General features: G+C 56.8%; 20 protein-coding genes and 1 pseudogene. 15 read left to right on the forward strand and 6 right to left on the reverse strand.

All coding sequences use genetic code 11. The features are described 5' to 3' along the window. Positions 1-116: 116 nt before the first annotated feature. The 11 genes and pseudogenes from ribD (at position 117) to B5F34_RS00245 (ending at position 12,634) form a co-directional block, all read left to right on the forward strand. Positions 117-1,178 (forward strand): bifunctional diaminohydroxyphosphoribosylaminopyrimidine deaminase/5-amino-6-(5-phosphoribosylamino)uracil reductase RibD, encoded by a 1,062-nt coding sequence (gene ribD, locus B5F34_RS00195; protein ID WP_087333810.1) that lies wholly within the window; start codon positions 117-119, stop codon positions 1,176-1,178. Between the two features lie 134 nt (positions 1,179-1,312). Then, on the forward strand, positions 1,313-2,677 hold the full coding sequence (locus tag B5F34_RS00200) for a DUF6242 domain-containing protein (protein WP_162609260.1): 1,365 nt from the start codon (positions 1,313-1,315) through the stop codon (positions 2,675-2,677). An 81-nt stretch (positions 2,678-2,758) separates the two neighbouring features. Continuing rightward, complete coding sequence (locus B5F34_RS00205) at positions 2,759-3,511, forward strand: isoprenyl transferase (protein ID WP_255376941.1); 753 nt, start codon at positions 2,759-2,761, stop codon at positions 3,509-3,511. 154 nt (positions 3,512-3,665) lie between these two features. Next, positions 3,666-6,203, forward strand: a pseudogene (locus B5F34_RS00210) (POTRA domain-containing protein); the annotation flags it as partial. A 40-nt stretch (positions 6,204-6,243) separates the two neighbouring features. After that, the gene (locus B5F34_RS00215; RefSeq protein ID WP_087333818.1) at positions 6,244-6,759 is read left to right on the forward strand and encodes an OmpH family outer membrane protein; all 516 of its coding nucleotides are present in this window, start codon (positions 6,244-6,246) and stop codon (positions 6,757-6,759) included. Positions 6,760-6,884: 125 nt separating this feature from the next. After that, complete coding sequence (locus B5F34_RS00220) at positions 6,885-7,391, forward strand: OmpH family outer membrane protein (protein WP_087333820.1); 507 nt, start codon at positions 6,885-6,887, stop codon at positions 7,389-7,391. A 171-nt stretch (positions 7,392-7,562) separates the two neighbouring features. After that, complete coding sequence (murI, locus tag B5F34_RS00225; protein ID WP_087333822.1) at positions 7,563-8,402, forward strand: glutamate racemase; 840 nt, start codon at positions 7,563-7,565, stop codon at positions 8,400-8,402. Between the two features lie 189 nt (positions 8,403-8,591). Continuing rightward, a complete protein-coding gene (gene metF / locus B5F34_RS00230) occupies positions 8,592-9,545 on the forward strand; it encodes a methylenetetrahydrofolate reductase [NAD(P)H] (RefSeq protein WP_087333824.1) in 954 nt (317 codons plus the stop codon). Positions 9,546-9,647: 102 nt separating this feature from the next. Further along, entirely contained in the window at positions 9,648-10,775 is a 1,128-nt protein-coding gene (locus B5F34_RS00235) for a DNA polymerase III subunit delta (protein WP_087333826.1), read from the forward strand. 28 nt (positions 10,776-10,803) lie between these two features. Beyond that, entirely contained in the window at positions 10,804-12,180 is a 1,377-nt protein-coding gene (ricT, locus tag B5F34_RS00240; protein WP_087333828.1) for a regulatory iron-sulfur-containing complex subunit RicT, read from the forward strand. After that, entirely contained in the window at positions 12,161-12,634 is a 474-nt protein-coding gene (locus B5F34_RS00245; RefSeq protein WP_087333830.1) for a gliding motility lipoprotein GldH, read from the forward strand. The genes ricT and B5F34_RS00245 overlap by 20 nt, the downstream gene beginning before the upstream one ends. Positions 12,635-12,652: 18 nt before the next feature. Here B5F34_RS00245 and rodA read toward each other — a convergent pair whose 3' ends face one another. From rodA to purH, 6 genes are all read right to left on the reverse strand, one after another. Next, on the reverse strand, positions 12,653-14,107 hold the full coding sequence (gene rodA / locus B5F34_RS00250) for a rod shape-determining protein RodA (RefSeq protein WP_087333832.1): 1,455 nt from the start codon (positions 14,105-14,107) through the stop codon (positions 12,653-12,655). A gap of 2 nt (positions 14,108-14,109) precedes the next feature. Continuing rightward, the gene (mrdA, locus tag B5F34_RS00255; RefSeq protein WP_087333834.1) at positions 14,110-15,984 is read right to left on the reverse strand and encodes a penicillin-binding protein 2; all 1,875 of its coding nucleotides are present in this window, start codon (positions 15,982-15,984) and stop codon (positions 14,110-14,112) included. Between the two features lie 89 nt (positions 15,985-16,073). Continuing rightward, positions 16,074-16,583 carry a rod shape-determining protein MreD gene (gene mreD / locus B5F34_RS00260; RefSeq protein ID WP_087333836.1) on the reverse strand — a complete coding sequence of 170 codons (510 nt, stop codon included), beginning with the start codon at positions 16,581-16,583 and terminating at the stop codon, positions 16,074-16,076. A 6-nt stretch (positions 16,584-16,589) separates the two neighbouring features. Continuing rightward, a complete protein-coding gene (mreC, locus tag B5F34_RS00265; RefSeq protein ID WP_087333838.1) occupies positions 16,590-17,426 on the reverse strand; it encodes a rod shape-determining protein MreC in 837 nt (278 codons plus the stop codon). 13 nt (positions 17,427-17,439) lie between these two features. Beyond that, a complete protein-coding gene (locus B5F34_RS00270; protein WP_087333840.1) occupies positions 17,440-18,462 on the reverse strand; it encodes a rod shape-determining protein in 1,023 nt (340 codons plus the stop codon). 102 nt (positions 18,463-18,564) lie between these two features. Then, positions 18,565-20,088: a bifunctional phosphoribosylaminoimidazolecarboxamide formyltransferase/IMP cyclohydrolase gene (purH, locus tag B5F34_RS00275; RefSeq protein WP_087333842.1), complete on the reverse strand. Its 1,524-nt coding sequence runs from the start codon at positions 20,086-20,088 to the stop codon at positions 18,565-18,567. 659 nt (positions 20,089-20,747) lie between these two features. Here purH and B5F34_RS00280 point away from each other — a divergent pair. The 4 genes from B5F34_RS00280 to B5F34_RS17485 all read left to right on the forward strand — a co-directional run bounded on the left by B5F34_RS00280 (position 20,748) and on the right by B5F34_RS17485 (position 23,126). Next, positions 20,748-21,137, forward strand: coding sequence for a hypothetical protein (locus B5F34_RS00280; RefSeq protein WP_087333844.1), 390 nt, complete (start codon positions 20,748-20,750; stop codon positions 21,135-21,137). Positions 21,138-21,184: 47 nt separating this feature from the next. Continuing rightward, positions 21,185-22,201 carry a DUF4373 domain-containing protein gene (locus tag B5F34_RS00285; RefSeq protein ID WP_087333846.1) on the forward strand — a complete coding sequence of 339 codons (1,017 nt, stop codon included), beginning with the start codon at positions 21,185-21,187 and terminating at the stop codon, positions 22,199-22,201. 148 nt (positions 22,202-22,349) lie between these two features. Beyond that, a complete protein-coding gene (locus B5F34_RS00290; RefSeq protein WP_087333848.1) occupies positions 22,350-22,838 on the forward strand; it encodes an HU family DNA-binding protein in 489 nt (162 codons plus the stop codon). A 162-nt stretch (positions 22,839-23,000) separates the two neighbouring features. Then, the gene (locus tag B5F34_RS17485) at positions 23,001-23,126 is read left to right on the forward strand and encodes a smalltalk protein (protein ID WP_162609261.1); all 126 of its coding nucleotides are present in this window, start codon (positions 23,001-23,003) and stop codon (positions 23,124-23,126) included. Positions 23,127-23,237 lie beyond the last annotated feature (111 nt).

Consider the following 23,237-nt stretch of genomic DNA (forward strand, 5'->3'; position numbering starts at 1 on the left):
TGCGCCCGGCAGTGCCGGATGCCAAGCTATCCGGAGCACGCTCCCAAGAGCCCGGAAGCCGGCTCCGGAGGCATAAGCAGCCCCTGCCCTTTTTGACATCTGAAAACGAACGAGTTATGAACCCAAAGAACGAAGAAGACGAAAGATACATGCGCCGCTGCCTGCAATTGGCAGCCAACGGCCTGTGCCACACGGCCCCCAACCCCATGGTAGGCGCCGTGCTGGTGTGCGACGGCCGGATTATCGGCGAAGGCTACCACGTGCGTTGCGGGCAGGCCCACGCCGAGGTCAACGCCATCCGGTCGGTGAAAGACCCCGCCCTGCTCACACGTGCCACCCTCTACGTCAGCTTAGAGCCGTGCGCGCACTACGGCAAGACGCCGCCCTGTGCCGACCTCATCGTAGAGAAAGGCATCCCGCGCATCGTGGTGGGCTGCCAGGACCCCTTCGCCCGGGTGGCAGGACGCGGCATACAGAAGCTGCGCGATGCCGGACGCGAGGTGGTGACGGGGGTGCTCGAAGACGAATGCCGCGCGCTCATCCGGCGTTTTCTCACCTTCCACAACTGCCATCGCCCCTACATCACCCTGAAATGGGCGGAGTCGGCCGACGGCTACCTGGACCTGAACCGCACCGCAGGAGCCCCCGTGCGCTTGTCGAACGACCTGACTGCCATGCTGGTGCATAAGAAACGAGCCGAACACAGCGCCATCCTGGTGGGCACGCGCACGGCCTTGCTGGACAATCCTTCCCTGACCGTGCGCCACTGGTACGGGCCTTCGCCGGTGCGGGTGGTGATAGACCGCCGGGGTGTCTTGCCCGCAACGCTCCGGCTGTTCGACGGCCAGGCGCCCACACTCGTCGTCACAGAAGAAGATTGCCAGCCGCGGCCCGGCGTGGAATACTTCCGGGCAGACTTCCGGATGCCCCTCCTGCCGCAACTGCTGGACGAACTGCACAGGCGCAACCTGCAGTCGCTCTTGGTAGAGGGAGGAGGCGCCACGCTCCGGACCTTCATCGAAGCCGGCTTGTGGGACGAAGCTTTCGTCGAAGAATCGCCCGTGAGGCTCGGCGACGGAGTGCCCGCCCCGACCATCGACCGAAAAAAAATCTGCCGCATAGAGCAGCATTTTGGCAGGCTCATACGTCATTATTGGGAGAAGAAGAACCCGTTTTAGTCGACGAAGCACGGAGCCTCGGCGTGGAATTCGGTTATTTTATCTATAATTTTGTATAAAACTTCCTGCAAATGGGGCATATAGAAAAAATTGTTCCTATTTTTGCAGCTTGTAAATAAACACTAACGTAGAGAATGAGAACAAGATTTCTGTCAGTGATTGTAGCTTTCCTGCTGGTATCGGTAGCTGTCAGTTCGTGTCTGAACTCCGACAACAACCTGGAATACACCACAGATGCCACCATCAGCTCTTTCAGCCTCGATACCATTTACGGGGTGGATTATAAGTTTGAGATAGACCAGTTGAACAATCTGATTTATAATCCGGACTCCCTGCCGGTAAGCGCAGATACGATTATAGACAGCATCATGGTAGACCAGTTAGGCGCGGTGTGGGGAGTTACCTCGGCCGACACCACCTTCAGTACAGAGACTTATCACAACTTGCTGCCCGCCATGAACGCAACGGGCGACAATGGTGTCAAGCTGACCGTATATGGCGGCGATGCCTTGAACACACGCACCTATACGCTGCAGATACGCGTACACCGACAGGACCCCGACTCGCTGACATGGGTACACATGGACACCGTGGGAGCCATCTTCTCGACAGCCGTGAACCAAGGCGAGCAGAAGGCAGTGGCACTCAACGGGGAAGTGTGGCTCTATACGTCGCCGACCGAAATGTATCGCACATCGGGTGCCCCCGGAGCCTATGGCTGGACCCGGAACGACGTGAGCGGACTGCCCGCCGCAGCCGACATCAGCTCGCTCATCGTCTTCGGCGACAGACTCTATATGCTGGCTGAGGGCGACGTATATGTGTCCGATGCCACCGGAACGGCCTGGCAGCGGTCGGAAGGACTGAGCGGCAACGTGCAGGCACTGGTGGCCAGCATGCCTGCCAACAACGTGAGCGGACTGGAAGCCACGCTGAGCGCCATCCGGCTGAACGGCAACGGCACACAGGAATTCTGCACCACCACCGACGGCGAGACTTGGACGGCGGGCGATGACGTGCCCGACGGCTTCCCGCAAGACCATTTCTACTATACCAACTACACCACCGGCGGCGGAGCAGCCCAGGTCATGATAACCGGCATGCCGCTGAGCCATACGGAAAAGACAATCCCCTGGTTCTCCAACGACGGGAAATCGTGGGCGGCCTTGGAGACCGAACGCGAGGGCATGTGGTGCCCCGCCTTGTCGAACCCCTGCCTGATACATTACGACGAACAGTTCTATGCCTTCGGCGGCGAAATGGACACCATCTACACGTCGGAATCGGGCATCGGCTGGCAGGGCGTGGAGCGGAAATTCCTCCTGCCTCCCGACTTCGCCGGAAAACAGGCCTACACGGTGGCTATCGACGCCACACCGGAAGGAGCAGCCACCGCCGCCGACAAACGCAACTTCATCTGGGTGATATTCGGAGGCAACGGAACACCCAACGAAGTATGGCGCGGACGACTGAACAAGCTGGGATTTGAAAGAGAATGAATGCCTGAAGCCGACAGGCACTTTCGCACAGACGCACCGGACGCAACGAACGGCGTGGGCGAAGGAAAAAACGGCAGGAATATAAAAAGGAGAGATAACATGTCATATAAAGAACAATTGGACTTAGACCGGATTCCCGCTCACGTGGCCATCATCATGGACGGCAACGGGCGCTGGGCCAAACAACGCGGACGAGAGCGGAGCTACGGCCACCAGGCCGGGGCGGAAACGGTGCATGTCATTGCAGAAGAGGCAGCAAGGTTAGGCGTGAAATACCTCACACTCTATACCTTTTCTACCGAAAACTGGGGACGGCCCGCCGAAGAGGTAACGGCACTGATGGGGCTTCTCTTCGACTCCATCGAAGAAGAAACCTTCATGAAGAACAACATCCGCTTCCGGGTCATAGGCGACACGGAGAAACTGCCCGACTACGTGCAGGACCGGCTCAATGCCTGCATCGACCATACCGACTGCAACTCGGGCATGACGCTGGTGCTCGCCCTGAGCTACTCGTCGAGGTGGGAAATCGCCGAAGCGGGCAAACAACTGGCACAAGCCGTCAAAGAGGGAGAGGTGAAGGTGGAAGACATCGACAGCCACGTCTTTGCACAATACCTGGCAACCAACTTCATGCCCGACCCCGACCTGCTGATACGCACCGGAGGAGAACTCAGGCTCAGCAACTACCTGCTGTGGCAGTGCGCGTATTCGGAATTGTACTTTTGTGACACATATTGGCCCGACTTCCGCGAAGAGGAATTCTGCAAGGCGCTCTGCGACTTCCAGAGAAGAGAACGCAGATTCGGAAAAACCAGCGAACAGATAGGTTAAAGAACAGAAACAAAGACCGTTATAGTATTAAATAAATTAGAACAGTAAGATGCACGAACGTATTTTCGTCTTATTCATAGTGATTATGGGCCTGCTGGCAGGCAACAACCGCGCCATGGCGCAGGAAACAGCCCCCGACAGCGCCGATGTGGAGAAACCGGTGGTGCTTTATTCCGGCACGCCGAAGAAACTGGAAATTGCCGACATCAAGGTGGAAGGCGCCGACAACTACGAAGACTATGTCATCATCGGATTGTCGGGACTGAGCAAAGGGCAGGTCATCTCCATACCCGGCGATGAAATCACACAGGCTTGCAAACGCTACTGGGAGCACGGACTGTTCTCCGACGTCAGCATCACAGACGACAAGGAAGAAGACGGCAAGGTGTGGCTCACCATCCACCTGAGGATGCGACCGCGTGTATCGGAAATCCGCTACTCCGGAGTCAAGAAGTCGGAACGCGAAGACCTGGAGGAAAGAATCGGCATGATTAAAGGCGGACAGGTCACCCCGAACATCATCGACCGCGCGGAAACACTGATTAAACGTTACTTCGACGACAAGGGATTCAAAAATGCCGAGGTATTCATCAACCAGAAAGACGACCCCGCACACGACAACCAGGTCATCGTGGACATCAACATCGACAAGAAAGAGAAAATCAAAGTACACCGCATCGAGATAGAAGGAAACTTCGCGCTGACAGACAAGAAGCTGAAACGCGTGATGAAGAAAACCAACGAGAAGGGAAAACTACTCAACTTGTTCCGCACCAAGAAGTTCGTGGAAGAAAACTACGAAGCCGACAAACAGCTCATCATCGACAAGTACAACGAACTGGGCTACCGCGACGCCATGATTGTGGAAGACAGCATCAGCCAGTACGACGACCGCACCGTGGATGTGTATATGCGCATCGAAGAAGGACAGAAATACTACCTGCGCAACATCACCTGGGTGGGTAACACGCTCTATACGGCCGAACAGCTGGCACTCTACCTGCAGATGAAGAAAGGCGACGTCTATAACCAGAAACTGCTGGACCAGCGACTGAACACCGACGACGATGCTGTGGGTAACCTCTATTACAACAACGGCTACCTGTTCTACCACCTCGACCCCGTGGAAGTGAATATCGTGGGCGACTCGGTAGACCTGGAAATGCGTATCTCCGAAGGACGGCAGGCCACCATCAACAAAATCATGATCAGCGGCAACGACCGCCTCTATGAAAACGTGGTGCGCCGCGAACTCTTCATCCGACCCGGACAGCTGTTCAACCGCGAAGCCCTGATGCGTTCGTACCGTGAAATAGCCCAGATGGGACACTTCGACCCCGAGCAAATCAATCCCAACATCCAGCCGCGACCGGAAGACGGAACGGTGGACATCGACTGGGAACTCGTGTCGAAGGCAAACGACCAGGTGGAATTCTCCGCCGGATGGGGACAGACCGGTATCATCGGTAAGCTGAGCCTGAAATTCACCAACTTCTCACTGGCCAACCTGCTTCACCCGGGCGAAAACTACCGGGGCATCCTGCCGCAGGGCGACGGACAGACGCTGACCATCAGCGGACAGACCAACGCGCGCTACTACCAGTCATACAGCATCTCGTTCTACGACCCCTGGTTCGGTGGCAAACGACCGAACGCCTTCTCGGTTTCGGCCTTCTATTCGCGCCAGACGGACATCAGCAGCCAGTATTACAACGACGCTCTCTACAACAACTTCTACAACAACTACTATAGCGGCATGTACGGCTACGGCATGTACAACTACGGCAACTACCTCAACTACGAGAACTATTACGACCCCGACAAGTCGGTGCAGATGTTCGGATTGGCGCTCATGTATGGTAAACGCCTGAACTGGCCCGACGACTACTTCCAGTTCACCGCCGAGCTGTCGTACCAGCGCTATATCCTGAGAGACTGGCAGTACTTTATGGTGACCAACGGCAATTGCAACGACCTGAGCCTGAACCTCACCTTGTCGCGCAGCTCCATAGACAATCCCATCTACCCGCGCGAAGGTTCGGAATTCTCGTTCTCGCTGCAAATCACCCCGCCCTACTCGCTGTTCGACGGAAAGGACTACAGCCAGTACGACCAGAACAACCAGGACGACATCAATGCCATGCAGCGCTGGGTGGAATACCACAAGTGGAAATTCAAGTCGAAAATCTATATCCCGCTGATGGACCGCTTCACCGTGAAGCGCACCCCGGTGCTCATGGCACGCGTGGACTTCGGTTTGCTGGGACACTACAACAAGTATAAGAAATCGCCCTTCGGCACCTTCGAAGTGGGAGGCGACGGCATGACCGGCTATTCGACCTACGGCACCGAGACCATCGCCCTGCGCGGTTACGAAAACGGCTCGCTCTCGTCTTACGGACGCGAAGGCTATGCCTACGCCCGCCTGGGCATCGAACTGCGATACCCGCTGATGCTGGAGACCAGCACGAGCATCTATGCCCTGACCTTCCTCGAAGCCGGTAACGCCTGGCAGGAAGTAAGCGACTTCAACCCCTTCGACCTCAAGCGTTCGGCGGGTGTGGGCGTGCGCATCTTCCTCCCCATGATTGGAATGATGGGTATCGACTGGGCCTACGGTTTCGACCGCGTATGGGGCAGCCGCTCCTACGGTGGCAGCCAGTTCCACTTCATACTGGGACAGGAATTCTAAACAGAACAAAGTACATAACCATTTAATATTCGCAGACGTTATGAGAAAGAGCATCCTTATCGTTTTCCTGCTGATGGCAGCAACGCTGACGGGCAGGGCACAGAACTTTGCACTGATAGACATGGAGTATATACTCAAGCATATACCTGCCTACGAAAGCGCCAACCAGCAGATGGAACAGGCCTCGAAGCAATGGCAGAGCGAAATCGACAAACTCGCACAGCAGGCAAAATCAATGTACGAAGACTACCAGAAAAATGCTTCTACCCTGACGGATACACAGCGCAACGCCAAAGAAAAGGCCATCGTGGACAAGGAAACGGAACTGGCAGAACTGCGCCGCCAATACTTCGGACCGCAGGGAGAAATGGGAAAAATGCAGGAACAGCTCATGCGACCCATACAGGACGAGATATACAACGCCGTAAAGGACATCGCCACCGAGCTGGGATTGGCCGTGGTGACCGACCGAGCCTCGGCACAAAGCATCATCTTTGCCTCGCCCGACATCGACATCAGCGACGAAGTACTGGCACGGTTGGGCTATGCCAACTGATAAAAAGACTTATAAGACAAGGCAGAAAACTAAAAATAAACCGCTTTATTTTGACAAACACTTGCTTTGCCGTATATTTGCAGCACCGTAAAAATTATTAATCAATCAAATAAAGAAAAAACATTATGCTTAAAAAAATCGCATTGATTGCCGCTCTGTTCATCCTGCCGCTGGCAGCCGGGGCGCAGGCCAAGTTTGCACACATGAATTCACAGGAAGTGATGACTGCCATGCCGGAGTTTGCCGCAGCTCAGACCAAGCTCGACAACATGGCCAAGGAGTACCAGAGTGAAATGCAACGCTCGGAAGAAGAGTTCAACAAGAAATACCAGGAATTCCTGACACAGCAGGACTCGCTGCCCCAGAACATCGCTGAACGCCGCCAGAAGGAACTGAACGACATGTACCAGCGCCAGATGGAATTCCAGCAGGAAGCACAGCAGTCGATGGAGAAAGCACGCCAGGACGAACTGACACCCATCATGCAGAAACTCGACGCTGCCATCCAGGCGGTAGGCCAGGCAGACGGCTATATCTACATCTTCGACCTCGCACGCACACCGATTGTCTATGTCGGCAAGGAAAGCGTGGACGTAACGGCCAAGGTGAAAACCCAATTAGGCATTAAGTAAGCCGGCTGAACAAGGAGCCACGAGCTGACTGCTACAGCTACGGGCTACCCATGACATGCTACGGGCTACGGGTAAGGTAAACTGCTTTCGGGCAACTACCCGTAACCCGTAGCTTTTCGTAAGGAGCGCACCATGCCCCCCGCAGCCCCTCACACTAATCTCCCTCCTCCTATGCAACCATTCTCTTCCCAACCCGGTCCCATCGGCGTGTTCGATTCGGGCTACGGCGGACTGACCATCCTCAGCAAGATTCGCGAAGCACTGCCCCACTACGACTACATCTACCTGGGCGACAACGCACGCACCCCCTACGGCACCCGCTCGTTCGAAATCGTCTACGAATTTACCCGGCAGGCTGTCCACAAACTCTTCGGCATGGGATGCCAGCTGGTCATCCTGGCATGCAACACGGCATCGGCCAAGGCCCTGCGAAGCATCCAGCAGCACGACCTGCCGCAGTGGGACCCCGCCCGCCGCGTGCTGGGGGTCATCCGACCCACGGTAGAAGGCATCGGAGCCGTCACACACACACGCCACGTCGGCGTACTTGCCACCGCCGGCACCATCCGCTCGGAGTCGTACCCGATGGAGATACACAAGCTCTACCCCGACATCATCGTCTGCGGACAGGCGTGCCCGATGTGGGTGCCGCTGGTCGAAAACAACGAGGCGGGAAGCCCCGGAGCCGACTACTTCGTGCAGAAATACATCGGCGAACTGCTGCAACACGACCCGCGCATCGACACCGTCATACTGGGATGCACGCATTACCCGCTGCTGCTCCCGAAAATCAACCGCTTCATGCCCGACGGCATCACCGTGGTGGCGCAGGGCGAATGGGTGGCAGACAGCCTGAAAGACTACCTGCAACGACACCCGGAGATGGACGAACGCTGCACACGGGGAGGCTCCTGCACCTACCTCACCACCGAAGCCGAAGAGAAATTTGCCGACTCGGCATCGGTCTTCCTCAACCAAGACATCGGCGTGCAGCGGGTCTGCCTGGACTGAACCAGAAGGCACACGCCTGCCAAGCCCCCGGAAGCACGCTGCCCATAGCGAAGAAGCCGCATGACACGGGCTGAGAAGTAATGGCGAAAAGATGTTTTTCGGGCTGCCGGGCCGATTTCTCATTTCTTTTTCGTATTTTTGCCCGGAATGTACACAGCTATAGCCTGACTGACAAAGACTGACAAAGACATGAGAGTAATCGACCTGATAAACAGCCGGGAGAAGACCGCCTTCTCTTTCGAGATATTGCCCCCGCTCAAGGGAACGGGGATAGAGAAACTGTATCGCGACATCGACACCCTGCGCGAGTTCGACCCGAAATACATCAACATCACCACGCACCGCAGCGAGTATGTCTACAAAGAACTGGGCAACGGGCTCTTCCAGCGCAACCGACTGCGACGCCGGCCTGGCACCGTGGCAGTGGCTGCCGCCATACAAAACAAATACAACATCACCATGGTGCCCCACGTGCTGTGCAGCGGATTCACGGCCGAAGACATCGAATACATGCTGCTCGACCTGCAATTCCTGGGCATCACCGACCTGCTGGTGCTGCGCGGCGACAAGGCCAAGCACGAGGCGGTGTTCGTGCCCGAAAAGGGGGGCTACAGCCATGCCATCGAACTGGAGGAACAAATCAACAACTTCAACAAAGGCATCTTTGTCGACGGCTCGGAGATGACCGTCACCAAAACGCCCTTCTCGTATGGCGTGGCTTGCTATCCGGAGAAACACGAGGAAGCACCCAACCTGGAGTGGGACCTCTACTGGCTGAAACGGAAGATAGAAGCGGGAGCGGAATATGCCGTCACGCAACTGTTCTACGACAACCGCCGGTATTTCGACTTCGTGAAACGGGTGCGCGAGGCGGGCATCACGGTGCCCATCATCCCAGGCATCAAACCCCTGAAGAAGCTCTCGCAACTCAGCGTCATCCCCAAGACATTCAAGGTAGACATCCCCGAAGCCCTGGCGAGCGAAGTGCAGAAATGTACCACCGACGAGCAGGTGCAGCAGGTAGGGGTGGAATGGTGCGTAGGACAGTGCCGCGAACTCATGGCGCAGGGCGTGCCCAGCATCCATTTCTACTCCATCGGCGCCGTAGACAGCATCCGGCAGGTGGCAGAGCAGATTTATTAAATGGAGAATGAAAAGTGAAAAATGAAGAATGAAAAATGAAGAATAATCGGTGTGTTACGCCAATTATTAACCATTAATCATTAACCATTAACCATTAACACCGTGTTCTACTTCAAAGACGTCATAGGACAACAGTCGGCCCGGGCAAGGCTGATACAGGAAGTGCAGGAAGGCCGAGTGCCTCATGCACAACTGTTCTGCGGCCCCGCCGGAACGGGCAAGCTCCCCTTGGCACTGGCCTACGCCCGCTACCTGTGCTGCGCACACCCCACCGGCAGCGACGCCTGCGGCACCTGCCCTTCGTGTGTGAAGTGGAACAAGCTGATGCACCCCGACGTACACTTCATGTTTCCCATCGTGCGCAATGCCAAGGCCAAGAAGGAAGTCTGCGACGACTACCTCGCCGCCTGGCGCCGGCTACTCACAACCCACGCCTATTTCAGCCTGGACGACTGGCTCAACGAAATGGATGCCGACAACGGACAGGCCATCATCTATGCCCGCGAAAGCGACGAGATAACCCGCAAACTCAGCCTGAAAGCCGTGGAGGGAGGCTACAAAATCACCGTGGTATGGCTGCCGGAAAAACTACACGAGGTGTGCGCCAACAAACTGCTCAAACTGCTCGAAGAACCGCCCGCACGTACCGTCTTCCTGCTGGTGAGCGAAGCACCGGACCAAATCCTGACCACCATACAGAGCCGCACGCAACGATTCGGAGTGCCGCGCATCGCCGAAGCCGACATCGCCGAAGCACTGCGCACCCGCTACGGCGTGCAGCAGGCAGACAGCGAAGCCATCGCACACATGGCCAACGGCAGCTTCACACAAGCCTTGCAGGCCATCAGCCTGAACGAAGAGAACCAACTGTTCTTCGAACTGTTTGTCGGACTCATGCGCCAGGCATACGCCCGCAAGGTGCGCGACATGAAGCAGTGGAGCGAACAACTGGCTGGCATGGGACGGGAACGGCAGAAGCACTTCCTCGACTACTGCCAGCGCATGCTGCGCGAGAACTTCATCTACAACCTGCACTGCCCCGAAATGAACTACATGACCCGCGCCGAAGAAAACTTTGCCACCCGGTTCGCGCCTTTTATCAACGTGCGAAACGTGGCGGGCATCATGCACGAACTCGAAGAAGCGCAGCGACACATCGCACAGAATGTCAACCCGCGCATGGTGTTCTTCGACTTCGCCCTGAAAATGATTGTATTACTGAAAGCATAAATCAACGTTTAACATATAGCATACTGATATGAAGAATAATCCGAATATACCTCCCGCAGAACCTTCCGCACAGCCCTTCGTGCTCCACCAGGGCGGAGGAGGACTCTGCTGCAAAAGCTGCGGACGACAGGACCGCCAGCTGAACACCTACGACTGGCTGGCCGACATCCCGGGCAACGCCGGCGAATGCGACCTCGTGGAAGTGCAGTTCAAAAACACACGCAAGGGCTATTACCGCAACAGCAACCACATACCGCTGGAGAAAGGAGACATCGTGGCCGTGGAATCGACACCGGGACATGACATCGGAGTGGTCACACTGACGGGAAGACTCGTGCCCCTCCAGATAAAGAAAGCCAACCTGAAAAGCGAGGCCGACATCAAACGCATCTACCGCAAAGCCAAACCGATTGACATGGAGAAATACAACGAGGCCAAGGCTCGCGAACACAACACCATGATACGCTCGCGACAGATTGCCAAGGAACTCAACCTGCAGATGAAGATTGGCGACGTGGAATATCAGGGCGACGGCAACAAGGCTATCTTCTACTACATTGCCGACGAACGCGTAGACTTCAGGCAGCTCATCAAGGTGCTGGCGGAGGTTTTCCGCGTGCGCATCGAAATGAAGCAGATTGGAGCACGACAGGAAGCCGGACGCATCGGGGGAATCGGACCCTGCGGACGGGAACTGTGCTGCGCCACGTGGATGACGTCGTTCGTATCGGTGGCCACCGCTGCCGCACGCTACCAGGACATCGCACTCAACCCGCAGAAACTGGCCGGACAGTGTGCCAAACTGAAGTGCTGCCTCAACTACGAGGTAGATGCGTACGTCGAAGCGCAGAAACGGTTGCCCAGCAGGGAAATACCGCTGGAGACGAAAGACGGGACGTTCTACTTCTTCAAGGCGGATATACTCAGCAACCAGGTGACGTACTCCAGCGACAAGGAGGTCTTGGCCAATGCCGTCACCATCAACGGACGACGGGCTTTCCAGATTATCAACATGAACAAACGGGGCGAGAAGCCCGACAGCTTGCTGGAAAGCACTACACGCACGGAAGAACGTCGACCTGCCGACTTGCTGGAACAGGATGAGCTGACGCGGTTCGACCGGAGCAAGAAAGGCAAGGGCAAGAAAAAGAAAAAGGCTCAGGCCGAGGGCAATAACCAGCCGGCTTCTGCCACCCGCACACAGCAGTCGCCCAAGGCTGCAGCCAAACCTGCAACGCCCAAACAGGGAGGACAGCCGAAGCAGAACGACCGGACGAAACCTGCAACGCCACAGCAGGCAAAGGCGCAGACACCCAGACAGCCCCGCAAGACAAAGAAGCCGCAGACGGACACGCCTGCCGGCAACAAACCTCAGAACAAGCCAGATGCGCCTGCACAAGCTTAAAAAACTGCTGACCGTGATGCCCGCCGCCCTCCTGCTGGGGGCGTGCGAGCCGCACGTGTTGTATCACGCCTACCGCCCGCTGCCCAAGGCCGAATGGAGGCGCACGGACACGCTGCGCTTCGAGGCCGTCTTGCCCGACCCGACTGCCACGTTCCGCCTCTCGGTGGAGCTGCGCCACCGCACCGCTTTCCCCTACCGCACGTTGCCCGTAAGGTTCACCCTCGCCGTGCCGGGCCGATTGCCTGTGTGCGACACGCTGCAGATACCCGTGGCCGATGCGGAGGGCAACTGGTTCGGGCTGGGTTGGGGCGACCTGCGCGTCTCCACCTCTCCCGCCGTCGACCTGCCGCCCGGCATCGGCGACACGTGCCGCATCTGCCTCACCTCCGCCCTGCCGGACAGTCTCCTGCCGGGCGTGAACGATGTGGGGGTGAAGATTGCGGACGGGGAGTGAAAACTACTGCCTTCTCCTTTATTTCCGCGCATCCCTCCCCGCATCCATCCTCAGGAAGATGAACAGCAGGATGGTGAATCCCCACAACGACGAACCGCCGTAGCTGAAGAAAGGCAGCGGGATGCCGATGACGGGGGTCAGTCCCAGCACCATGCCGATGTTGATGAATAGATGAAACAGAAAGATGCTCGCCACCGCATAGCCGTAGACACGCCCCAACGTGGAGGGTTGCCGCTCTGCCAGGTGGATGAGACGCAGCACCAGCGCCAGGAAAAGCACCAACACCGCCGCCGAACCCAAGAAACCCTCTTCTTCGCCCACGGTGCAGAAGATGAAGTCCGTGTCTTGTTCGGGCACGTATTTCAGTTTCGTCTGCGTACCGTTCAGGAAGCCCTTGCCCGTCAGTCCGCCCGAGCCGATGGCTATCTTCGACTGGTTTACGTTATAGCCCGCGCCGCTGAGGTCTTCTTCCAAGCCCAGCAACACCTGGATGCGGACCTGCTGGTGTGGCTCCAGCACCTTGTTGAACATATAATCTGCCGAATACAGGAAGCCGATGGAGCAGACCATGAACACCAGCGTGGTGAGGTAGGCGGCACGGTGCGTCTGCAGGAACAGGCAGCCCAAGTAGGCAATGTCTGCCACGCACAACACCCACAGCACCCACACCAGATTGAACGGCACGAGCCATTCGGACACCGCCAGCGCCACCAGCAGCACGCCTGCCGTCACGCCGGCAATGAGCCTCGCCGCCTCTGCCCGCTTCGTGTAGACCCACGTCATGCCCGCCGAGAAGAGCAGCGCGATGGTGAGCACCAGAAACTGTCCCAGCGGCGTGGGCGTGTCGGCCAGCATCACCTCGGCGTAGCGGATGCCCAAAACGAAATAGAGCACGGCACACACTCCCGCAAACAGCACCGTGCCCGGCATGCCCTCGCGGTAGAGCACCAGGAAGAACGACAGGTAGACCAACGCCGAGCCCGTCTCGCGCTGGGCGATGATGAGCAGCATGGGCACCACGATGACCAGCCCCACGGTGAGGGCGTTGCGCCACGTCTTCAGCACAAAGCCGTAGACGTTCATGATGCGGGCCAGCGCCAGCGCGGTGGCAAACTTGGCAAACTCGGCGGGCTGCAGGCTGACCGGTCCGAGGATGAGCCACGAACGGCTGCCTTTGGTGTCGGGGGCGATGAAGATAGTGACCACGAGCAACAGCAGCAGCACGCCGTAGATGAGGTAAGCGTATGTCTCGTAGAAGAGGTCGTCGAGCATCAGCAGCATGCCTGCCAGCCCGAAAGAGCAGATAATCCACACGAATTGCTTGCCCGCGCGGGTAGAGAAGTCGAGCAGGTCGTGTTCGCTGTAATCGTAGCTGGCTCCGCAGATGCTGAACCAGCCGAACACCACCAGGCAGAGGTAGATGACCACCGTCAGCCAGTCGAGCGTCTTAAAAACAGATTCCTTGCGCCTCATCGTTACCTCCCTTCTTCGCCATACATCACTACCCGCTGGCTGAACTCCTCCGCCCGCAATTCATTCTCCGGCGACAGATGCCCGTGCAGGTACTGGTCCATCATCATGGCCCCGATGGGCACGCCGTAGGTAGCTCCCCATCCCCCGTTCTCGACGTAGACCACGATGGCAATCTTCGGGTCGTTCATCGGTGCGAATCCCATGAAGACGGAGTGGTCCTTGCCGTGCGGATTCTGGGCCGTGCCCGTCTTGCCGCATGCCTCCACGTCGGGCAGCATGAGGTTCACCATGCGGCAGGTTCCGCTGCCGGTGCTTCCCGTCACGGCGGCCCGCATTCCCTCGGCCACCCACTCGTAGTATTGCCGGTCGATGCCCGTGTATCGCCGCGTGGTATAAGCACTGTCGAGCGGATTGTCTTCGATGTCCTTCACGATGTGCGGCGTAATGAACCAGCCCCGGTTGGCGATGGTGGCCCCCAGGTTGGCAATCTGCAGGGGAGTGGCCAGCACCTCTCCCTGCCCGATAGCAATACTGATGACGGTAAGCCCGTTCCACGAGCCTCGATATGCCTTGTCATAAAACTGCGCATTGGGTATGAGTCCGCGCTGTTCGCCCGGCAAGTCGGTGCCCAGCCGATAGCCGAAGCCCTGCGCCACCATGTGGTCCTTCCACACGGTGATGGCGTTCTGCGGCGAGCCATACTTCGCCTTGTTGCCGAACATGTAATACAGCCCCCAGCAAAAGTAAGCATTGCACGACGTGGCGATGGCAGGCACCAGCGTGAGCGGCGAGGCATGCCCGTGGCAACCCACCCGCAGCCCCCGGTGGATGAATCCGTGCGAGCAGGGATAGGCAGGCGCCTCCTTGCCGATGATTCCCTCCTGGAGGAACGTCACCGCCTGTGCCGTCTTGAAGGTGGAGCCGGGCGGGTAAGTGCCCTGTATGGCCCGGTTGAGCAGCGGTTTCTGTTTGTCCTGCTGCAGCAAGGCGTGGTTTCTGCCCCGCTGTCGTCCGATGAGCTGGTGCGGGTCGAAGGTGGGCGACGACACCATGCAGAGAATCTCGCCCGTCTTGGGTTCGATGGCCACGATGCTCCCGATTTTGTTCTGCATCAACCTTTCGCCCAACATCTGCAAGTCGATGTCGATGCCCAGTTTCAGGTTCTTCCCGGGTACGGAAGGGCGGTCGAGCCGCCCGTCCATGTAATGCCCCTGTATGCGTCCGTGGGCATCGCGCAGCAAGATTTCCACGCCCTTCTCGCCGCGCAGGTACTTTTCGTAGCTTTTCTCGATGCCCTGCTTGCCGATGTAGTCGCCGCTGCGGTAATAGTCGTCTTTCTCAATATCTCGGCGCGACACCTCCCCGATGTCTCCCAAGGCATGTCCGGCGGCGTTATAGGTATATTGCCGTATGGTTCGCCTCTGTATGCCGAATCCGGGGAATTTGAAGAGTTTTTCCTGGAAGATGCCGCATTCCTCGGCCGAAAGTTGTGTCATGAACACCTGCTGCGTATAGCGCGAGTAGCCGGGATTCTTGCGCCGGTCCTTCACGTCGGCCATGAGCCGGTCGAACTGTTCGCGGGTGATGTTCAGCGTGCGGCAGAAGTCGGCCGTGTCGAGGTTGCTCACTTCGCGTGGCACGAAGGTGATGTCGTAGGCCGGCTGGTTGAACACCAGCAGCTTGCCGTTGCGGTCGTAGATGGCGCCGCGCGAAGGATACTGCACCTTGTTGAGGAAGGCGTTGTTGTCGGCATACTTCTTATATTCGTCCGACAGCAGCTGCAGGTCTACCAGGCGAATCAGATAGACGAGCACAATGAGGGCAGCCGCCCCTCCAATCACGAACTTCCTTTTTTCGAGTTTATAATCCTTAGCCATGCCAGTAATCAATCAGAATTAGTTTATAGAGTCAACGGGAGTGCGAGCGTCCGGGGTCACTTTCCCGGCCTTCACTCCCCTCCCCCGTGTCAGGGATTGCGCTGCGTGCGTATGCCTTCGAGCGCCAGTATGCAGCACAAGGTGAGCAGCGCGCCCGACACGATGCGCAGCAGCAGCGCCAGGGGGTGTGCCGTCGAGAAGAACTCGATGCACAGCAGTACGCCGTGATGCAGCAGCACGCAGGCGGTGATGTATTTCAGGAAGGGCGCCATGCCCATGGTCCGGATGGCAGGCACGAACAGGTCGGTCATGTCGCGCGGCACGAATAGCCTCAGCAGCAGCGGCCGCAGGAAAGCCAGCAGCACGGTGGCTGCGGCGTTCATGCCCGGCGTATCCGAATAGATGTCTATCACCAGTCCGAGGAAGAAGGCCCACAGCAGCAGTGCGTTGCGTGGCGTGTCCGAATCCATCTTCATAATGAAGTAGATGTAAAGAAACGGTGTGGCATAGCCGTCGATGTGCACATTGTTGAGAATCAGCACCTGCAGCAGCACCAAGCCGATGAACCATTCTATTTTATGCAGATAGTCTTGTAGCATGATGTGTCAATCTTCCTTGAGTTGTTTCATTTCGTCCTGTCCTTCCACCGCAATGACGCGCACATCGTTCACCTTGCCGAAGTCTGTTGCCAGCCTTACCTTCAGCAAATACGACAGTCCGTCGTGCGAGTCGCTCATCTCTTCCACGTATCCCACCAGCAGTCCGGGGGGGAACACGGCCGAATATCCGCTGGTCACCACCGTGTCGCCCACGCTGAACTCGGCATGCCGTGGCAGGTCGCGCAGGTAGGCATACTGTGCGTCTTCTCCCTCCCACTTCAGGTAGCCGAAGTATTCGCTTCCCTGGATTTTGCAACTCAGGCTGGACTTGCTGTTGAGCAGGGAGATGACCAATGCGTAGTGCGGCGTGGTTTTGTAGACGATTCCCACCACCCCGTTGGCATCCACCACTCCCATTTCCGGCCTTACGCCATCTGCCTCTCCGCGGTCCAGCGTCAGGTAGTTGTCCATGCGGTTGAGACTGTTCTTGACGACGTGCGCCTTGCGGAGCGTATATCCCGCCTGCGGGGGTATGGAATCGAGGCTGCGGAAAGCGGCGGTGTCGGAGCGCATATCGGCCAGTTGGTTTTCCAGCACGGCGATGCGTTGTTCCAGCAGCATGTTCCGGTCCAGCAGGTCTTCGTTCACTTCGCGCAGGTGGAAGTACGAGGCGATGCCGTTGCGTGCCTCATAGAGTTTTCCTGCCGCTTCGTTGGCCGAGGTGAAGAACACGCTTTGCTGGTAGCGGTTGAAGCGGAACAATAAAACAAAACTGGTCACCTCCAGCAGCAGGAAGAGGAACCAGTAATTGTATTTCATCAGGAAGTTGAGCAGATTCCGCATAAGCTTCCCTCCGTTATCTCATCAGAAACGAGAACTTGTCGACGTTCTTCAGTGCGATGCCCGTTCCCTTGGCGACGGCATGCAGGGGGTCTTCGGCAATGTGGAAGGGGATGTTTATCTTGTCCGTCAGACGCTTGTCCAATCCGCGCAGCAAGGCACCTCCTCCGGCCAGGTAGATACCGTTGTGCACGATGTCGGCATAGAGTTCGGGTGGCGTGTTTTCGAGTGCGCTGAGCACGGCGGTTTCTATTTTCGAGATAGACTTCTCCAGGCAGTGTGCTATTTCCTGGTAGCACACGGGCACCTCCATCGGCAGTGCGGTGATGCGGTTAGGTCCGTGCACGATGTAGTCTTCGGGTGCGTCCTCGCCCAGTTCGGTGAGTGCGGCTCCCACGTGAATCTTGATACGTTCGGCCATGCGTTCGCTCACCTTGACGTTGTGCTGGCGGCTCATGTACTCCTGTATGTCGGCGGTGAGGTCGTCGCCGGCGATGCGTATGGAGTTGTTGCTCACGATGCCTCCGAGCGAGATGACGGCAATTTCGGTCGAGCCTCCGCCTATGTCGACAATCATGTTGCCCTCCGGTGCTTCGACGTCTATGCCGATGCCGATAGCTGCCGCCATGGGTTCGAAGATGAGGTAGACGTCACGTCCGCCGGCGTGTTCGGCCGAGTCGCGCACGGCACGCAGTTCTACTTCCGTACTGCCCGACGGCACTCCGATGACCATACGCAGCGAAGGCGAGAAGAGTCGTCCCTTGCGGTTGACCATCTTCACCAGTCCGCGTATCATCTGCTCACAGGCATAGAAGTCGGCAATCACGCCGTTGCGCAGCGGGCGGATGGTGCGTATGTTCTCGTGTGTCTTTTCGTGCATCATCTTGGCCTTTTCGCCCACGGCAATCATCTTGTCCGTGCGTCGGTCGAGGGCCACTACCGAAGGCTCGTCCACCACAATCTTGCCGTTGCTGGTGATGATGGTGTTGGCCGTGCCCAGGTCCATTGCTATTTCTTGTGTAAAAGAGAAAATACCCATTAGTGGTTAATGTTTAATGGTTAATGGTTAATGGTTAATGATTAGTGGTTAATGATTCATTTCGTGCTAATCACTAACCACTAATCCCTAATCACTTACATTTTAGTGTTTGAAGTGTCTGAAGCCGGTGGTCACCATTGCGATGCCGTGCTGGTTGCAGTAGTCAAAGCTCAGTTGGTCCTTGATGCTTCCTCCGGGCTGTATGACGGCAGTGACTCCTTCGTTGCCGGCAATCTCCACGCAGTCGGGGAAGGGGAAGAAGGCATCGCTGGCCATCACGGCGCCGTGCAGGTCGAAGCCGAAGCTTTTTGCCTTTTCGATGGCCTGCTTCAGGGCGTCGACGCGGCTGGTCTGTCCTACGCCGCTGGCGAGGAGTTGCTTGCCTTTGGCGAGGACGATGGCGTTCGACTTCGAGTTCTTCACGATTTTGTTGGCAAAGAGCAGGTCGTCCACCTCCTCCGGCGTGGGTGCCTGGTTGGTGACCGTCTTCAGGTCGGCAGGAGTTTCTACCTTCAGGTCGCGGTCTTGCGCCAGCACTCCGTTGAGCAGCGAGCGGAATTGCTTTTTGGGCAGTTCTACCGGCTTGCGCACCAGTATGATACGGTTTTTCTTTTCGCCCAGCACCTCCAAGGCATCCACGTCATAGTCGGGAGCGATGATGACTTCGAAGAAAATCTTGTTGATTTCCTCGGCCGTTTCCCTGTCGACCACGGCATTGGTGATGAGCACGCCTCCGAAGGCCGACACGGGGTCGCCCGCCAGGGCATCTTTCCACGCCTGCAGCACGGTGGGCCGCGAAGCCAGTCCGCAGGCATTGTTGTGCTTCAGGATGGCGAAGGTTGTTTCCTGGAACTCGTCGATGAGGTCGACAGCCGCGTTGATGTCCAGCAGGTTGTTGTAAGAGATTTCCTTGCCGTGAATCTGGTCGAACATCTGGTCCAGCTGTCCGTAGAAGTAGCCCTTCTGGTGCGGGTTTTCGCCGTAGCGCAGGGCGGTGGGATGGTTGGCCGAGCAGCGGAAGGCCGAGCCCTCCCCGCCGTCGAAGTAGTTGAAGATGGCCGAGTCGTAGTGCGACGACACGCCGAAGGCTTCTTTGGCAAACCAGCGCCGTTCTTCGAGCGTGGTGTTGGCTCCGCGTTCCATCAGGATGTCGCGCAGCGGCTGGTATTGTGCCTGCGAGGCCACGATGACCACGTCGTTGTAGTTCTTGGCAGCGGCGCGTATGAGCGAGATGCCGCCTATGTCGATTTTCTCGATGATGTCGGCTTCGGGGGCTCCGCTGGCCACGGTGGCCTCGAAAGGATAGAGGTCGACAATCACGAGGTCTATTTCGGGGATTTCATATTTTTCAATCTGCTGGCGGTCCTGCTCCAAGGCGCGGCGGCACAAGATGCCTCCGAATATTTTGGGGTGCAGTGTCTTGACGCGTCCGCCCAGGATGGAGGGATACGTGGTGAGGTCTTCCACTGCCTTGCAGGGGTAGCCCAATGATTCGATGAACTGGCGGGTGCCGCCTGTCGAGAGGAATTCAACGCCTTCCTCGTGCAGCTTGGTGATGATTTCGTTCAGTCCTTCTTTGTGGTAAACGGAAACCAGCGCGGTCTTGATTTTTTTTGTTTCGGACATGATGTTTGTATTAATAAAGTACGCGTAATTATATAATCAGGGGCAAAGGTACGAATTTTACCGCTTTGCGCGTATAGGAAGAACACAGAATTATAAGTAAATGTGCAAAATTAAATGATACTAAACACAGAGGCACGGAGACACAGAGTTTTTGTTTTCTTGCCCATAGTTCACAGAGTTAATTTTCCTTCTCTCGTATGCGGCGAAGCCGCGAACTCTGTGCCCTCCCGTCATTTTCCCGACAGACAGTTACAGAACTTTGTGTCTCTGTGTCTCTGTGTTTGATAGATACTAAATCTAATTGATTACTCGCACGCAAAGACGCGCGGCCAAGCCGGGCATTCCGGGTTTTGACGTTTTAAGAAAAATCCGTATCCACCCTCCGGGGCACCGCCGTCCGCCCCTCGCCGCCGCGGGCTGCGGAGGCAGGATGCCAAGGGGTAGGAAGCACGCACACAAGCGGTGCGAAGGCGGCTGCGCATAGCGAAGAAGCAAACGGATGGAGAAGAGAGCCAACAAGTTAACGATTTCTTTGAAAATAATCGCCGGATGTTTTTTCATAATTGAAATTATCTGCCTATCTTTGCAATATAGATGGAAGGAAAAACACACATATCCTCCAACTTATCTATCCATATTTTCAAACAAATAACCAACAGATGAAAACAACAGGAATACCAGAAGACACTCAAGCTTCCCAGCCTGCACCCAGTCAGCGAATCTGCTCATCCTGCCACCGGCTCCTGCCGCTGACAGCCTTCTCGAACAACAGCAACGGCCGGCCCGAATCGCGATGCAAGGAATGCCAGCGCACCCGGCAACGACAGCGCCGGCAAGCGGCCGGCAACACCCAACAGACAACGGCTTCCAAACCGGAACGGGTGCTCATCACCGACGTGGCCGAACGGGAGACGCGACTGGAGATGATACGCAATGCCATCGAGACCGTACAACTTAGCATGATACGAAGGGCCTGCAAACAACACGAAAACGAATTCTACCTCGAAACAGGATGGAAAATCAAAATGTTGTATAAAGAAGAACTGTAAGGAAACACAAAACGAAAGATTGCTTAACCCACAAACCATACATTATTATGCCCAAACTAAAAAGACAAGGAATAGATTTTTTTACCATACATACCGACTACCTGCACAGCCGCGCCGTGAGACGCGTCATGAAACGTGAAGGAGAAGCCGCCATCGCCGTGCTCATGGAGACATACGCTGCCATCTATGCCGGCGACGGCTATTACGTGGAGGCCGGGCCCAGGCTCTTCGACGACCTCGCCGACCTGTTCTTCCGTCTGGAGCCCGAAGACGTGAAGCGGATTCTGGAAACCGCCATCGAAAACGGACTGTTCGACGCCGGACTGTACAGCCAATATGGCATACTCACCTCGTCGGGCATCCAAAGCGAATTTATCTATGCCACCCGCAAACGCATCAACAAGAGCATCGACCCGCGGTTCAACCTGCTGACCGACGACGACGAGGCCCTCTGCTGCCGCGACATGCCCGAACCCAAGACGCCCGACGGACAACGGTCCGGACTGCCCAGACGGAAGGAGGACGGCGAAAACGAGGGGACAGAACCCACGGAAACCTGCCCGGAAAAGGTGCCGGGAAACACGCAAAAGGTGCCGGGAACAACCCAAAAGGCGGAAGATAACGCTAAAAAACGCGATTTGACGCCCCAAAGTACACACACTACACGACACAACACGACACGACACGAAGAAAACCCTCTCCTCAAAGGTTCCCCCGGCGACGGGGAAACCGAAGGCGCAGGCTGGAGGCCTGCGGAGGTGGATGCCGGGGCTGGGGAAAGGACGAACGGAAAACCGGCCGCCAAACAGAAGGCCCGCGAATGGACGCAGCAGGACATCGACGCCCTGCAACCGCCCGACGACGGACTGCCGCGCAACCTGGAAGGGCTGAAAATCAACTTCCTGCAGCACCGGATACCGCCCAAGGAGCAGTATGCCATCATCCTGAAGAGCAACTACGGCGTCATCGGGCATCCCGTGTGGAGGGGGTTCGGCGTGCTGCGCGAAAGCCACGGCAAAATCCGGCAACCGTCGCGTTACTTGCTGAGTCTCTGCGTGAAATGACACCGGAAAAAGGGGCAGATGCATTTTGTGGTACAAAACACCCCAAAATCCGGGGGAAAGTTTGCAGAAAGCATTACCTTTGCAGCGTCGTTAAGCTTAACACAAAACACAATTAAAACGATTATCAACCATTTAACACAAAACAATTATGCCAGTAATTTACAAACCTTGTCAGTCGACCATTGCCAACCGTTCGGGCAAAAAACTGTTCTATCCGCGCGTCAAACTCACGGGCAACGTCGACACCAACACCGTGGCACGCGAGATTGCCGAACTCTCTTCGCTCACGTCGGGCGATGTGAAAAACGTCATCGACAACCTCATCACCGTGGTGACCCGCCACTTGCAGTCGTCGGAAAGTGTCACCCTCGACGGGTTCGGCTCCTTCCGCTATGCCCTGAAGACAACCGGAGGGGGCGTGGAAAACGCAACCGACGTCAGCGCCAGCCTGGCGCAGCTGATGGTGAGGTTCCTCCCCGCCTGCCGGCGCAACACCGACGGCACACGAAGCACCCGCTCGCTGGTGGACGGAGCCAAGTGTGTACGCTTCGACCAAATCCAGGGCGAGGATATTCCCACCCTGCCCGATGACAGCGAGGAGGAGGAAGAAGACGGTGGAGGAGGAGCCTTGGGATAAACCTCCGGCAACGCACGGACCACAGACGGCATCCACCCTCCGACCACCGGACGGAACGGAAAGAAAGATTTCAACACGAAACATACGGGCAGATGTCCGTTTGTGGTCAAAATAAGAACATTACAAAATGAAACACGACTCATGCAAGCAAAGAATAATGAAATGAACACACAAACTTCTGAAAAAGGCAACGGGCGGAAAGCCCTCTGGGACAAAATATTGAAAGTAGTCATCGCTCTGCTCTCGGCCATCGCCGGGGCACTGGGCGCCCAGGCCATGAATCTGTAAACCTTCGGAACGGAACGGGGGACAGGCGCACGCCAAAAGACCGACATCTTACCAGGCGCCGTCCCCCTACCGTCTCCTTTCACACCCGACCGACAGCACGCAAAAAAAACT

Origin of the sequence: Mediterranea sp. An20, assembly GCF_002160055.1 — a bacterium.
GTDB classification, from domain to species: Bacteria; Bacteroidota; Bacteroidia; order Bacteroidales; family Bacteroidaceae; genus Bacteroides; species Bacteroides avicola.